Below are 13,149 nucleotides of genomic sequence, written 5' to 3'. Positions count from 1 at the left end.
GCTAAACTACGGAACCTGAAGTCGCATTGGCCGGCGCCTGGGTCTGGTGCGATGCAGGCGCGACGACGGCGCCTGCTGGAACAACCCGCAGACCAACACAAAGCTGTGTGCCTGGTGAGCCGCAAGGGTGGAGTTTAAGCTGGCATAAACCGCCCAAATGCGACATGGGTAGCGCCGGGCTCGCTCCCGAGCCCGGTACGGATTGGACATGCATCGCGTTATCGTCAGCGGCATCGGCGCCGAAATCCCTGAACCCGTCATCACCAATGAAGAGCTGGTCGCAAGCTTCAACAGCTGGGTCGACGCCGAGAACGTGCGCCGCGCTAAGACCGGCGAGACGCTGCTGCAGAAATCGGACAGCGACTTCATCGTGCATGCCTCGGGCGTCAAGAGCCGCCATGTCATCGAGCGCGAAGGTATCCTCGACCCGACCCGCATGACGCCGCGCATTCCGGCGCGGCCGGACGACGCGCTGTCATTGGAGGCGGAGTTCGGCATCGCCTCGGCCAGGAAAGCGCTCGACCATGCCGGGGTCGACGGGTCGGACATCGATTTGGTGATCTGCTCGGCCTCGCATCATCAGCGGCCCTATCCGGCGATCGCCATCGAGATGCAAGAGGCGCTCGGCACCAAGGGCGCCGGCTTCGACATGGGGCTCGGCTGCTCTTCCGCCGCTGCCGCGCTGCATGTCGCCGTCAATCTGGTCAGGGCAGGGGCGCACAAGCGCATCCTGGTGTCGACGCCCGAAATCATCACCTGCCATCTCAATTTCCGCGACCGGCAGACGCATTTCATCTTCGGCGACGCTTCGGTCGCCATGGTCGTCGAGGGGCTGGCGCAAGGCGAGAAGCGGCCGGGGCGTTTCGAGGTGCTCGACACGCGCACATGGACGCAGATGTCGAACAACATCCGCACCAATCTCGGCTACCACACCCGCACCGCCCAGGACGATCCCTACATGATCAACCTGGAAGGCAATCTCATCAAGCAGGTCGGCAACAAGGTGTTCAAGGAAGTCACCGTCGCCGGTCAGAAATTCATCGTCGAGTTCCTGGCCGAGCATGGGCTGACGCCGCAGGGGATCCGGCGTTTCTGGCTGCACCAGGCCAATGCGCGCATGAATGCGATGATCCTGAAGCTTTCCTTCGGCCACGATGTCGACCATGACCGCGCGCCGATGGTGCTGGAGCGGCTCGGCAACACGGCTGGCGCCGGCGCCATCGTGGCTCTGTCGGAGAACCATGCCGACATGAAGGCCGGCGATTTCGGCCTGATCTGCGCTTTCGGCGCTGGTTATTCGATAGGCGGCGCGCTGCTCAGGATGCTGTGAGGATGTGCTGACATTCAGGTGAGCCCGGCCTGCAAACAGCGGGTTCCTGTGCTTCCGGCCTTCGCCGGCCGAAGCCATTCATTCGTGGCGTAGCAGTTAATTAAGGCTACGGCCGGCGTAGGCCGGTTCTCGAAACCCGATGTTTTCGACTAAAGCGCGTCGCTGAACCGGGTTCAGGCGACGCGCTTTAAGTCTTTGTTTTGATGCATGTCGTTGTCCCAGAACCGCTGCACACTTGTGGCTGACATGCATTAGGCCTGACCTGAATTTCAACACATCCTTTAAGCCGGAGCGAAGGGCACCAGCATCGGCACGCGCCTGGCGTAGTCGTCATAGGCAGGGCCAAGCTCGCCGCGCAGGAAGCTCTCTTCCAACCTCGCCTTGACGACGACGCCGACGAGCAGCAGGGCGGCGCCCGCGATGCCCCATACAGTGCCCTTGGCAACCATGGTGGCGAGGATCGACAGCAGCAGGCCGGTGTAGATCGGGTGGCGGACCAGCCCGTAGGGGCCGGTATCTATCACGCGATGATCAGCCTTGGCGGTCACTGTGGCAGACCATAGCCGGCCGAGATGCAGGCGGGCCCACCAGGCGAAGGCGATGCCGATCGCGATCAGGGCGACGCAGATCCAGGCGACGGTGAGCGTGGGCATCCAGAGCCGCAGCCGGCCGACATAGCGGTGCGCCGGCACGAACAGCAGGACGGTGCCAGCCAGCCAGAGAACCCGATAGCGGGCCTCCGCCCTGAAATCCGCGCGCTTTTGCGCGGGATCGGCCCAGGACGCGGCGAGGATCCACGATACCACCCAGAACAGCCAGAGTGCTGCGATTGCGTGTCCAACCTGCATGTCCGAACCTTACCGATTGCGCGCGCGACCGTCTAAAGCGCGTCGCGCCGAAAACGGATTCGAGCGACGCGCTTTAGATCTTCGTTTTTATGCATGTCGTTGCCGCAAAACCGCTGCACACTTTTGCGCGAGCTGCATTAGGCCGCCGGCGCGGCCGCATTGCGGCTTGCGCCGGCCGGCGAAAGGGATTTGCGGTAAGAAGATCGTGATCGCCATCAAATGGCATGATCGGATCATCAGCGCTTTCGACTGGACCGCATTCTCCACGGCCTTTAGACCAGCGGCATGCAGGAAACGAACCTTGAGCTTTTTCCCCTAGCGGAACCGGCGGTCGATATCGTGCCGGGCCGCAAGCTGACGGCAAGGGCAGCGGCACTCTACGCTGCTCCGTTCGATCATTTCGAGACGAGGGCGGTCGAGGAACTGCATCTTGGCTTCGACGGCATCGCCGGCGACTTCCATGGCGGAACGACACGGCGTTCCGGCGGGCGAGAGCCGTGGTATCCGCGCGGCACCGAGATGCGCGACGAGAGGCAATTGTCGCTTGTCGCCGCGGATGAGCTTGCCATCGTCGCCGAACGCATGGTCCTCAAGGAGATCAAGCCGGAATGGATTGGCGCCAATCTGCTGATCGAAGGCGTGCCGCATCTTTCGATGCTGCCGGCCGGCTCGCTGATGTTCTTCAAGGGTGGCGTGACGCTCAAGGTCGACGGTCAGAACAAGCCGTGCCGCGTTGCCGGACAGTCGATCGCCGAGCATGTCGGCGCCGGGGATCACAACGCCACCGCGCTGCTCTTCCCAAAGGAGGCGAAACGGCTGCGCGGCCTTGTCGCCTGGGTCGAGAAGCCAGGCGTCATAAGAGCGGGCGAAGAGATTTCCGTGCGCGTGCCGGAACAATGGATTTATCGCTGAGGGGAGGGCCATGCCGCACGAGGCGGCATGGCTGGCGTCTCGGACTGAGCTTTCGGCTTTTTTCCAGAGGCGCCGCCGGAGTTGTTTGGCGGGCGGTCACGGACAGCGCACCACGCTCGACCGGGCCGGATCATTGTACTTGCCGATAGAGCACCATCAGACGTTCGGTGATTGTGCCGACCTCACTCGTCCTCGCCATCTTCCTCAAGCAGCCGTGTCGCCCGCCAGCGGGTGAGCACCTCGTTGGTCCGCCCGATGACGAAGAAACGCGCCGAGTCCCGGTCATAGCCTTCGGCGAGCAGCTTTTCGTAATCGGTATGGACGTGGCGGACATGGGCGATGGTGGCCAGCCACACCGCGATCGTTGGCGGCAGGCTCTTCATATGTACAGAACCGGCGTCGGCGCGGATCTTTTCCATGTCGGCGTAAGGAGCGAGCGGCAAGAGCGCTGTCAGCGCCTTGGCAAGCGCGCGCCGGCGGCCGGTGGGGGCGCTCATTTTTCGTCGCGCCCGGCAATAGTCGCTTCGGGGAAGGCGTCGACCGAAGCGTAGTAAGGCTTGATGTCGATGACCGGCGTGTCGTCGAGCGCATCGACGGCGTCGATCTCGATCCGGCCGGCCTCGATGTCGATGGCGACGAGTTTGGCCACATGCAGGCCGACAGGGTTCGGCCGGGCGGGGGAGCGCAGCGAAAAAACGCCTTTCGGTTCAGCCGCATGGCGCGGTTTCTGGACAATCAGATTCCGCGGCGCGTGATGGAGCCAGGACAGGATGACGATATGGCTGGCGCGTTCCAGGTTTTGCAGTCCCGGGCGATAGACCTCGTCGATCAGAACGGTTGCAGCGCGCCCGGATTCCCGGGCGGCGCGCATGTTCTTGGGGCAATCTTCGCGACGCTTCCAGGGCGACACAATGCGACCGATAAAGACGATATGGCCGTCCGGCCGCAGTTTCGCCGGATCGGCCTCAAGCAGCCTTTCACCTTCGCGCGTCTCAAACATCCCATTCACCCTGTGGAAGAACCGTCTGCCCGGCGCGGATCACGACTGCGCCATTTTCTTGTCCGGAAGCGACATAGCGCTTGCCAGGGTTTCAAATCCGACATAAACATATCTTTATATCTTTCAACGAGAACCCACGCATGCACATCTCGCTCGACACAATGGTAGATACATTGAAGGCGGCGGCCGAATCCAGCCGGTTGCGCATCCTGGTGCTGCTGTCGCGCGGCGATCTGACCGTCTCCGACCTCACCGAAATCCTCGGCCAGTCGCAGCCGCGCGTCTCGCGCCATCTGAAGCTGCTGCTCGATGCCGGGCTGATCGGCCGCTACCAGGAAGGATCCTGGGCCTTCTTCAGGCTGACGGATACGGATAATTCGCGCGACTTCGTGCAGCGTCTGGTCGCGGGCATAAGCGAGGCCGATCCGCAGGTGGTGCGCGATCTGGAAAGGTTGGCATCGGTCAAGCGCAAACGACAGGACCGGGCGGCCGAATATTTCTCCGAGAATGCCGCGAGCTGGGATCACATCCGCTCGCTGCATGTGCCGGATCGCGCGGTGGAAGCGGCACTGCTGAAGCTCGTCGGCAAGCGACCGTTCCAGTCGATGCTCGACCTCGGCACCGGCACCGGGAGGCTGCTCGAAATCTTCGCGCCGCTCTACCGGCGCGGCGTCGGCATCGACATGTCGCGCGAGATGCTGACGGTTGCGCGCGCCAATCTCGACAAGGCTGGCATAGCCAACGCGCAGGTGCGCCAGGGCGACATCTTCTCGCCGCCGGTCGAGCGCAACGCCTTCGATCTCGTGACCATCCACCAGGTGCTGCACTATCTCGACGATCCGGCCCGCGCCATCGCCGAAGCGGCGCGGCTGCTGCGCCCGTCGGGCAGGCTGATCGTCGTCGACTTCGCGCCGCACACGCTTGAATTCCTGCGCGATCAGCATGCGCATATGCGGCTGGGTTTTTCCGACCGCCAGATTTCGGAATGGTTCGCGGAGGCCGGGCTCGACCTCGAGGATAGCCAGGAATTCGAGCCGCGCGGCGGCAACGAGGCAAGGCTCACCGTCAAGCTCTGGCTCGGCCGTGACCGCCGCCTGCTGATCGCCGATCCGTCCAACGATTCTCTGCCAGTAAGGGAAACAGCCTGATGAACCAGTTCCGCTTTTCCCGCCGCCCCGACATTGGCGACAAGGTCAGGGTCTCGTTCGAATTCTTCCCGCCGAAGACCGACGAGATGGAAGCAAGGCTCTGGGACACCGTCACCCGCCTGGAGCCGCTCAAGCCGAAATTCGTCTCGGTGACCTATGGCGCCGGCGGCTCGACCCGCGAGCGCACGGCGCGCACCGTCGGACGCATCCTCAACGAGACGTCGCTGACACCGGCGGCGCACATGACCTGCGTCGATGCCGCCCGCGATCAGGTCGACACGGTCATCCGCGAATTCGCCGACATGGGCGTCAAGCGCTTCGTCGCGCTGCGCGGCGATCCAGCGGCCGGTGTGGGCACCAGCTACCGTCCGCATCCCGACGGCTACGCCAATGGCGCCGAGCTGGTCGGGGCGCTGAAGAGCGCCGGCGATTTCGATATCTCGGTTTCGGCCTATCCGGAAAAGCATCCGGAAAGCCCGGATTTCGCCACTGACATCGACATGCTGAAGCGCAAGGTCGACAATGGCGCGACGCGGGCGATCACCCAGTTCTTCTTCGACAACGATCTTTACGAGCGCTATGTCGAGCGGGCGCGCCGCGCCGGCATCTATATTCCGATCGTGCCCGGCATCCTGCCGGTGCATAATTTCACGCAGGTCGCAAATTTCTCGTCACGTTGCGGGGCGCTGGTGCCGGCCTGGCTGACCGAACGCTTCGAGGGGCTCGAAAACGATCCGCAGACGCATGCGCTGGTGGCCTCGGCCGTGGCGGCGGAGCAGGTGCTCGACCTTGTCGAGCGCGGCGTTGGCGACTTCCACTTCTACACGATGAACCGCGCCGACCTCGTCTTTGCCGTTTGCCACATGATCGGCATCCGCTCGCATGAGGCGGAGGCGGCGGCCGGGTCGGCCGCGGCCTGAAACGGAAAAGGCCGGGTAGAACCCGGCCTTGTCGAACTGTTTGGACTATTCCTGGTGCTGGTCTTCCCGGCTTTGGCGGGTCAGGGAAGAACGCCTATGATAAGGGCGCAGATGAATGCAAACGCAGCACAAATCATCAATGCGTTGATTGGCCTCGTCAGTCCCATGTCATAGCCTCCTCTTCAGAGCTACGGCCGGAATCTAGAGTCATTTGGGTCACAGGCAAGCGGAAAACGTGCTGCAATGCGACATGATTGTGGGATTTGCGACTTCCGATTTACCGTTAGCCGTTGAAACTCTTCGGCAAAAGCCGCTTCAAGAGTTGTGAATAAATTGTGGCGGAGCCGTGGCATGACACCGCTACCAACGGCCAAACAACCGCCCGTCGATGGTGACCAGGCCGAGTCCGATCAGCGTCATGCCGCCGATCTCGAACAGTGCCAGCCGCTCGCCGAGGAAGAGGAAGCCGAGCAGCACCGCGCTGACCGGCACGATCAATGTGACCAGCGAGGCATTGGTGGCGCCGGCCGAGGCAACGAGGTTGAAATAGAGGATATAGGCGAAGGCGGTGGACAGCAGCGCCAGCCCCAGCACCGCGGCCCAGACCGGCGGCGAGGCCGAAAAAAGGCCCGCCGGGCCGTAGGCAATGAGCACGATGGGTATCATGATGATGGTCGAGGCGGTCAGTTGCCCGGTGGCGATGACCTGCGACGGCAGCCCCTTGAAGTGCCGGGCGACCATCAGGGCGACCGCGTAGGACAGCGAGGCGCCGATCAGCGCGAACTTGGCCCAGGCCGGTCCGCCCAGCCCGGCAAGCAGGCCCGGGCCGATCATCACCGCCGTTCCGGCGACGCCGAGCGCGATGCCGGCCAGCTTGTTCCAGGACAGCTTTTCGTCGGTGGTGAGCGCATTGGCCAGGATCAGCGTCCAGAACGGCGTCGTCGCGTTGAGCACCGAGGCGACGCCCGCGCCGAGCTGTGTCTGGCCGGCGAAGATCAGCGAGAAGGGGATGACATTGTTGGCCAGCGCCAGCAGGAAGAAAAGACCGGCATGCGGAAGGGCGAGGCGAAACGAAGGGCCGCGAACAGCCAGATAAAGCTGAAGCGCTGCCGCGGCGATGGCGACGCGGAACAGCACCAGCGCCAGCGGATGGATTTCGGAAACGGCGACGCGGGCAAAGAAGAACGAACCGCCCCAGATCGCGCCGAGCAAGAGAAGCTGCGCCCAATCCTTGAGCGTCATCGGTCCACGCGTCGGCGCGGCGCCAGCCGCAATGGTCATATCGTCATCCTCCCAGGCTGCTCGCAACCTCAGCCCGTCAAACAGCTCGACAACCGATATCGGGTTCGACGGCAAGGGCCACCCGAAACCTGACTGGTGGTTTGGCGTTCCCAAGAAACGTGCAGCGGGCCGTCTGGGAATGCCGGACACAGAACTGTTTTCTTTGGCGGCTAGCTAGGATTAATTGTGCGCGCTCCAGATCGAGGATTCGTCCATGCAGCGATTCGAAAATGCCCGTGAGGCGGCACTGGCGCTACGCCCGGACGATCCGGTCTACTGTTTCCGCCCGCAGGTGCTGAAGGCCGATGCGCTGCAGTTCATGGGCATGTTTCCCGGCAAGACCGCTTACGCGGTCAAGACCAACGGCGAGCAGATCGTTTTGAAGACACTGGCGGAAGCGGGCGTCGGCACCTTCGACGTGGCCTCGCCCGGCGAGTTCGCGGCCGTGCGCGCCGTCTCGCCCGACGCCGAAATGCTTTACATGCACCCGGTCAAGGCGCAGTCGGACATCAAGCTGGCGCTGGAGAAATACGGTATCCGGGTGATCTCGCTCGACCATGAGGACGAGATCACCAAGCTGACGCGCGTTGTGCGGGCGCTCGATATCGACCCGGGCGCCATCACCGTCTTCGTGCGCATCCAGACCAAGGGCCATGCGGCTTACGAACTGTCGAAGAAATTCGGTGCCGGGCCCGCCAATTCCGTCGAGCTTGCCGAGCGGCTGAACCGCACCGGCTACAAGGTTGGCCTCTGCTTCCATGTCGGCAGCCAGATCGAGGACCCCGACACCTATGAGCGGGCGCTGGCCTCGGCCGACTGGGTGCGCAACCGTTTGACTTTCGATATTGCCGGCCTCGATGTCGGCGGCGGCTTCCCCGCCGAATACGGCCACGACCCCAACCGCAAGCATATTGAGATGCCGTCGCTCGGCCAGCTGATGTCGCGGCTCGCCGGCGACCTGAAGGAATATCAGTTCGACCAGATGCCGCTGGTGGCCGAACCCGGGCGCGTGATCGTGGCGCGCTGCCTGTCGTTGATTGTGCGCGTGCTGCTGCGCAAGGGCAAGCGGCTCTACATCAATGATGGCATCTGGGCGTCACTCTCGGATTCATGGACCGGCAAGATCACGCTGCCGGCGCGCTTCATCCCCGATCCCGCGATCCGCACACGCAATGGTACCGAGAAAAACATAATGCCGTTCAAGGTCTGCGGCGCGACCTGCGATTCCGTCGACATCCTGTCGCGGCCGTTCTGGCTGCCGGAAACGGTCGACACCGGCGACTGGATCGAGATCGGCCATATTGGCGCCTACTCGCTGTCGCTGAGGACGCGCTTCAACGGCTTTTATCCCGACACTTTCGTCGAGGTGACGACGCCCTTCGACGAAGGCGACGCCCCGCAAGGGTTTGCGAGTTTGGAGACGATGGCGGATTGAGTCTTTCCCTTCTCCCCTTGTTGTGGGAGAAGGTGGCCGAGCGAAGCTCGGTCGGATGAGGGGTGCTCCAGGGAATACCAACGTCTCACTCCGCTGGAGCACCCCTCATCCGTCTCGGCGCTACGCGCCGATCCACCTTCTCCCACAAGGGGAGAAGGGAAAGACCCTATAATTTTGCCAACAGCTCAGGCGTCGGCCAGCCATCCACGGGAAGGCCAAGCCGCATCTGCTCCTTGCGGATCGCTTCGCGCGTGTTGGTGCCAAGAATGCCGTCGACGGAGCCGACGTCGTAGCCCCTGGCTTCGAGCTTGGTCTGCAGCGCCTTCATCTGGTCGCCGCCGAGGCCCTGCTCGGGCGTGCGCGGGTCGAATTGCGGCGCGCCGGCAAGGCGCGTGGCAAGCACGGCCGCGGTCAGCGCATAGGTGAAGGACTGGTTCCATTCCAGATAGACATCAAAATTGTCGTAGGTCAGGAAGGCGGGGCCCTTGCGGCCCATCGGCAGCGCCAGGCCGGCTTTCAACCCATTGTCGACGAGCGGGTTGCCGGTGGGTTCGGTAACACCCCACTGCGCCCATTGCGACAACGGCAATTTGTTGGTGCGGCCGGTCTGGTCCCATGGCATCTCGTCGGGGACGCGCACTTCCTGGACCCAGGGCTGGTCGCGCTTCCAGCCGCGCGACATGATCTTGCCGGCCGTGGTCATGATGACGTCCGGCACGCTGTTCCTCAGATCGACCTTGCCGTCGCCGTCGCCGTCGACGCCGCGCGCCAGATAATCGGTCGGCAGGATCTGCGTCTGGCCGATCTCGCCGGCCCAGGCGCCCTTGACGTCGGCCGGCAGCACACCGCGGTCGATCAGGGTCAGAAGCGGCACCAATTGCTGCCGGAAGAGCTGAGGGCGGCGGCAATCATGCGAAAGCGTCACCAGCGCATTCAGAGTATGAAAGTCGCCCTGCACGGCGCCGAAGTCGGTTTCCAGCCCCCAGAAAGCGGCGATGATGGCCGGCTGGACACCGAATTCCTTGTCGGCACGGTCGAAGACGTTGGCATATTTCTTCAGATTGGCCGCACCCTGCTTCAGGCGGTAGCCCGAGATCATGCGGTTCGAGAATTCGGTGAAGGTTTGGGTGAACACGCCCTGGGCGCGGTCGCGCGCCAGCACCTTCTCGTCGATGGTCGCGTCTTCCAACGCGTCGAGGCCGACAGCGCCGACGCCGGCCGCCTTGGCTTCGGCTGCGACACCCTGTTTCCAGGCTTCGAAATCGCCGCCGCATTCCTGTGCCGCGGCTGGCAAGGCGAAGGCTCCGAAAAGCAGCGCCGCCAGGATTTCAACGCGCAATCGCATAGCTTCCCTTTCGAGACCGGCGCATGACCCCGTCGTGACCCCGGACCGGAATCGGACAGGCGCATGCGAGGATTTCAAAGTTCAGGAGCTGCGTTCGGCACTCGCACGAGTGCGCTGCTCCAGATTACCAGCGGTTGCATGTTTCGCCGCCCGCCGTGTCGAAAAGCAGGCGCGGAGGCCGATGTCAACGGGTGTTCTGCCGCAACCACTTCCGCCAGGCGGCTTCCGAACCGTTGAAAACATTGATGTCGGATTTGCCGGTCATGCCGGGCACGATGCCGGTGCCGGTGTACTGCCAGAAGGTGAACGGGTGGCTGCCGTATTTCTCGCGCGGATGGCCGGCAACCGAGCGCAGCCAGTAGGGATAGCCGCGGAACGTCGCCAGCTGGTTGTCGTCGAAGAAGTCGATCGAGGTGTAGATGATCGGCTTCTTGCCGTAATGGCGCTCGACCATTTGGAGGAAGACGGTCATTTCGCTGCGCACGGTGGCCGGATCGGGGCGCAGCCTGCAGGTCGGCGACTTCGGGTTCCATTCCATGTCGAGCACCGGCGGCATTGCCGACGGGTCCCTGGGGACATTGGCGATGAACCAGCGCGCCTGGGCTTCCGCCGGCGTGCAGAAATAGAAGAAATGATAGGCCGCGCGCGGAATTCCGGCAGCCCTGGTGCGCGCCCAATGCTCGTTGAAATAGTCGTCGAAGCGGTCGCCGCCTTCCGTCGCCTTGATGAAGGCGAAGGAGATGCCGCTTGCCCTGGCCGCCGGCCAGTCGACCGAGGTCTGGTATTTGGAAACGTCCGTGCCATGGATGGCGTAGGTCCATGGTGCGCCGCTGTCCCATTCATGCGGCTTGGAGTCCTCGAACTTGGGTGCGCGCACGGCAACGGCCTGCGTGGACGGCGACAGGGGTGAAATATCGTCCACCGTCGAGCAGGCGCCCAGCAGCGTCAACATCAGGATGGCCGCAAGACGGCGCATGGCGTTCCCCGGGCCGGATCCAGCCGGCCGCTGATGGGTCTCCTTCCAGATGGCCATGGCTTGCGCCGGCCCCCCTCGGACGATCGCCCCACAGGATCGTTCGATCGAGTCAGTTGATCGCCGAACATGGTTGATAATCCATTGACGGCGCTCGACGACACCAGTGATTTTGCGGAAGCAATGGCGGCAAATCGATGACATAAATCGAGCCGACGAATCCAAGGGCGGAAAAGATGCGGGCTGTCGTGAAGTTCATCAAATGGCTGCTTGGCCTTGTGATATTGGCGGTGGTCGCGCTGTTCGCCTGGCTCTATTTCGCGCCGCCGGAGCTCATCCGTGTCGGCTCCGGCTATTCGGCCAAGATCGTGTGCTCGAACGTCTTCATCGCCGGTCGCGATGCCAACGAGGTTCTGGCCGTCGACGTGCAGGCGCCCGGCCATCCGTTGCTCAGGTTGATGAAAGTCTCCGTCGACAAGGAGCGGGGACTGGTTTCAGCCGGCCTGCTGTGGGTTTTCGGCAAGAGTGTCGCGGTTGAGCGCGACGGCGTCGGCTGCGCATCGGTTCCCGACGGCGATACCGGTAAGGCGCGGCAGACGTCGCTGCGTGCAGCGGCCTCTACGCCGGCGCAGCCGGACGCGTTCTGGCCCGACGGCGAACGGGTGGATGCTTCGCAGAATCCCGAGGTCGCGAAAATCGTCGAAGACGCAGCGATGGCCGGCTCAGGCATGCGCGCCATCGTGGTGGTGAAGAACGGCCGTGTCGTCGCGGAGCGCTACGGTGAGGGCTTTTCGGCCAAGACGCCGCTGCTCGGCTGGTCGATGACCAAGACGGTGAATGCCGCGATCGTCGGCACGCTGGTCAAGGACGGCAAGATGGCTGTCGACAACAAGGGCCTGTTCGCTCGGTGGAAGGCCGACGGGCGCGGCGCCATCAGCCTTGCCGACATGATGGCGATGTCGAGCGGACTGGAGTTCAACGAGGACTATGGCGACGTCGCCGATGTGACGCGCATGCTCTATCTCGAGCCCGACATGGCGGGTTTCGCCGAGGCCAAGCCACTGACCGGCGAGGTCGGCAAGGCATTTTCCTATTCGAGCGGCACGGCGGTGATGCTGTCGCGGCTGTGGCAGGATGCGGTCGGCGACAAGGCAAAGGCGCTGACCTTGCCGCGTACGGCGTTGTTCGAGCCGCTCGGCATGCGCAGCGCGGTGCTTGAAACCGACGAACACGGCACGTTCGTCGGCTCCTCCTATCTCTACGCCACCGCGCATGACTGGGCGCGCTTCGGCCAGTTCCTGCTGCAGGGCGGCGTCTGGAACGGAAACCAGGTGCTTCCGGCTGGTTTTGTCGACTGGATGCGCCAGCCGGCGCCGGCCTCGAAGGTCTACGGCAAGGGTCAGCTATGGATCGAGGGGCCGGGCGACGAGGAAAATCCAGGCGCGGGTGTTGCCGCCGGCCTGCCCAAGGACACCTATTGGATGGAGGGCCATGACGGCCAGACGGTTGCGATCGTTCCCTCGGAGCAGCTGGTGGTGGTGCGGCTTGGGCTGACCCCGGCCAAGCTCAACTACCGGCCGCAGACGATGGTGGGGGCGCTGGTGAAGGCGCTGCACTGAGGCATGTGATCGGCAGTCGCCGCTTGCCTATGCGGCGGTCGGCAAAGGCTTGGCGCGATCGACACGCGCGCGCTCGTCAGGCGAGTTCATGACTTGCCAAAGATCGCTGCGGCGTTGGACGTTGAGCCAGAAATCAGGGCTGTTGCCGAACACCCGCGCCAAAATGAGCGCGGTCGCCGCCGTTACATTGCGGCGGTCGTTGCACAATTCGTTCACATGCTTGCGCTGGACGCCCATCGCCTCGGCCAGAGCGGCTTGCGTCAGGCCGAGCGGATGCATGAACTCTTCCGTGAGGATTTCGCCAACCGTTGCGGGCTTGCGTGCGGTCATCAACATGT

The 13,149-nt window shown here is 63.5% G+C and carries 13 protein-coding genes; 6 read left to right on the top strand and 7 right to left on the bottom strand.

What is annotated here, in order from left to right:
* Positions 1 to 208: 208 nt before the first annotated feature.
* Positions 209 to 1,330 carry a beta-ketoacyl-ACP synthase III gene (locus tag ACWGS9_RS07120; RefSeq protein WP_454504568.1) on the top strand — a complete coding sequence of 374 codons (1,122 nt, stop codon included), beginning with the start codon at positions 209 to 211 and terminating at the stop codon, positions 1,328 to 1,330.
* A 281-nt stretch (positions 1,331 to 1,611) separates the two neighbouring features.
* Here ACWGS9_RS07120 and ACWGS9_RS07115 read toward each other — a convergent pair whose 3' ends face one another.
* Positions 1,612 to 2,178 carry a methyltransferase family protein gene (locus ACWGS9_RS07115; protein ID WP_454504567.1) on the bottom strand — a complete coding sequence of 189 codons (567 nt, stop codon included), beginning with the start codon at positions 2,176 to 2,178 and terminating at the stop codon, positions 1,612 to 1,614.
* 285 nt (positions 2,179 to 2,463) lie between these two features.
* On the opposite strand from ACWGS9_RS07115, the gene ACWGS9_RS07110 reads away from it, so the two are divergent.
* On the top strand, positions 2,464 to 3,090 hold the full coding sequence (locus ACWGS9_RS07110; protein WP_454504566.1) for an MOSC domain-containing protein: 627 nt from the start codon (positions 2,464 to 2,466) through the stop codon (positions 3,088 to 3,090).
* Between the two features lie 182 nt (positions 3,091 to 3,272).
* Here the strand turns inward: ACWGS9_RS07110 and ACWGS9_RS07105 are convergent, their stop codons facing one another.
* Positions 3,273 to 3,587: a DUF2293 domain-containing protein gene (locus ACWGS9_RS07105; protein WP_454504565.1), complete on the bottom strand. Its 315-nt coding sequence runs from the start codon at positions 3,585 to 3,587 to the stop codon at positions 3,273 to 3,275.
* On the bottom strand, positions 3,584 to 4,090 hold the full coding sequence (gene tsaA, locus ACWGS9_RS07100) for a tRNA (N6-threonylcarbamoyladenosine(37)-N6)-methyltransferase TrmO (RefSeq protein WP_454504564.1): 507 nt from the start codon (positions 4,088 to 4,090) through the stop codon (positions 3,584 to 3,586). The genes ACWGS9_RS07105 and tsaA overlap by 4 nt, the downstream gene beginning before the upstream one ends.
* A 140-nt stretch (positions 4,091 to 4,230) precedes the next feature.
* On the opposite strand from tsaA, the gene ACWGS9_RS07095 reads away from it, so the two are divergent.
* Complete coding sequence (locus ACWGS9_RS07095) at positions 4,231 to 5,238, top strand: ArsR/SmtB family transcription factor (RefSeq protein ID WP_454504563.1); 1,008 nt, start codon at positions 4,231 to 4,233, stop codon at positions 5,236 to 5,238.
* Positions 5,238 to 6,158: a methylenetetrahydrofolate reductase [NAD(P)H] gene (gene metF / locus ACWGS9_RS07090; RefSeq protein ID WP_454504562.1), complete on the top strand. Its 921-nt coding sequence runs from the start codon at positions 5,238 to 5,240 to the stop codon at positions 6,156 to 6,158. The genes ACWGS9_RS07095 and metF overlap by 1 nt, the downstream gene beginning before the upstream one ends.
* Positions 6,159 to 6,518: 360 nt before the next feature.
* Here metF and ACWGS9_RS07085 read toward each other — a convergent pair whose 3' ends face one another.
* Positions 6,519 to 7,439 (bottom strand): DMT family transporter, encoded by a 921-nt coding sequence (locus tag ACWGS9_RS07085; protein ID WP_454504561.1) that lies wholly within the window; start codon positions 7,437 to 7,439, stop codon positions 6,519 to 6,521.
* 214 nt (positions 7,440 to 7,653) lie between these two features.
* On the opposite strand from ACWGS9_RS07085, the gene ACWGS9_RS07080 reads away from it, so the two are divergent.
* Positions 7,654 to 8,874 carry an alanine racemase gene (locus tag ACWGS9_RS07080; RefSeq protein ID WP_454504560.1) on the top strand — a complete coding sequence of 407 codons (1,221 nt, stop codon included), beginning with the start codon at positions 7,654 to 7,656 and terminating at the stop codon, positions 8,872 to 8,874.
* A 166-nt stretch (positions 8,875 to 9,040) separates the two neighbouring features.
* Here ACWGS9_RS07080 and ACWGS9_RS07075 read toward each other — a convergent pair whose 3' ends face one another.
* Together ACWGS9_RS07075 and ACWGS9_RS07070 are read right to left on the bottom strand one after the other, a co-directional pair.
* On the bottom strand, positions 9,041 to 10,219 hold the full coding sequence (locus ACWGS9_RS07075) for a lytic murein transglycosylase (protein ID WP_454504559.1): 1,179 nt from the start codon (positions 10,217 to 10,219) through the stop codon (positions 9,041 to 9,043).
* A 184-nt stretch (positions 10,220 to 10,403) separates the two neighbouring features.
* A complete protein-coding gene (locus ACWGS9_RS07070; protein WP_454504558.1) occupies positions 10,404 to 11,195 on the bottom strand; it encodes a glycoside hydrolase family 25 protein in 792 nt (263 codons plus the stop codon).
* A 233-nt stretch (positions 11,196 to 11,428) separates the two neighbouring features.
* Here ACWGS9_RS07070 and ACWGS9_RS07065 point away from each other — a divergent pair, with 233 nt between their 5' ends.
* A complete protein-coding gene (locus ACWGS9_RS07065) occupies positions 11,429 to 12,811 on the top strand; it encodes a serine hydrolase domain-containing protein (protein ID WP_454504557.1) in 1,383 nt (460 codons plus the stop codon).
* 27 nt (positions 12,812 to 12,838) lie between these two features.
* Here ACWGS9_RS07065 and ACWGS9_RS07060 read toward each other — a convergent pair whose 3' ends face one another.
* Entirely contained in the window at positions 12,839 to 13,147 is a 309-nt protein-coding gene (locus ACWGS9_RS07060; RefSeq protein ID WP_320309425.1) for a HigA family addiction module antitoxin, read from the bottom strand.
* Positions 13,148 to 13,149: the final 2 nt, after the last annotated feature.

This window comes from Mesorhizobium sp. Arg314, assembly GCF_053714275.1.
This window is presented reverse-complemented; position numbering and strand designations above follow the sequence as displayed.

Excerpts from the sequence above, each read along its gene's own strand:
- ACWGS9_RS07095 (WP_454504563.1), top strand. The coding sequence starts at position 4,231 with ATGCACATCTCGCTCGACACAATGGTAGATACATTGAAGGCGGCGGCC.
- ACWGS9_RS07065 (WP_454504557.1), top strand. The coding sequence starts at position 11,429 with ATGCGGGCTGTCGTGAAGTTCATCAAATGGCTGCTTGGCCTTGTGATA.
- ACWGS9_RS07115 (WP_454504567.1), bottom strand. The coding sequence starts at position 2,178 with ATGCAGGTTGGACACGCAATCGCAGCACTCTGGCTGTTCTGGGTGGTA.
- ACWGS9_RS07070 (WP_454504558.1), bottom strand. The coding sequence starts at position 11,195 with ATGCGCCGTCTTGCGGCCATCCTGATGTTGACGCTGCTGGGCGCCTGC.
- ACWGS9_RS07110 (WP_454504566.1), top strand. The coding sequence starts at position 2,464 with ATGCAGGAAACGAACCTTGAGCTTTTTCCCCTAGCGGAACCGGCGGTC.
- ACWGS9_RS07080 (WP_454504560.1), top strand. The coding sequence starts at position 7,654 with ATGCAGCGATTCGAAAATGCCCGTGAGGCGGCACTGGCGCTACGCCCG.
- ACWGS9_RS07060 (WP_320309425.1), bottom strand. The coding sequence starts at position 13,147 with ATGTTGATGACCGCACGCAAGCCCGCAACGGTTGGCGAAATCCTCACG.
- ACWGS9_RS07075 (WP_454504559.1), bottom strand. The coding sequence starts at position 10,219 with ATGCGATTGCGCGTTGAAATCCTGGCGGCGCTGCTTTTCGGAGCCTTC.
- ACWGS9_RS07120 (WP_454504568.1), top strand. The coding sequence starts at position 209 with ATGCATCGCGTTATCGTCAGCGGCATCGGCGCCGAAATCCCTGAACCC.
- tsaA (WP_454504564.1), bottom strand. The coding sequence starts at position 4,090 with ATGTTTGAGACGCGCGAAGGTGAAAGGCTGCTTGAGGCCGATCCGGCG.
- ACWGS9_RS07105 (WP_454504565.1), bottom strand. The coding sequence starts at position 3,587 with ATGAGCGCCCCCACCGGCCGCCGGCGCGCGCTTGCCAAGGCGCTGACA.
- metF (WP_454504562.1), top strand. The coding sequence starts at position 5,238 with ATGAACCAGTTCCGCTTTTCCCGCCGCCCCGACATTGGCGACAAGGTC.
- ACWGS9_RS07085 (WP_454504561.1), bottom strand. The coding sequence starts at position 7,439 with ATGACCATTGCGGCTGGCGCCGCGCCGACGCGTGGACCGATGACGCTC.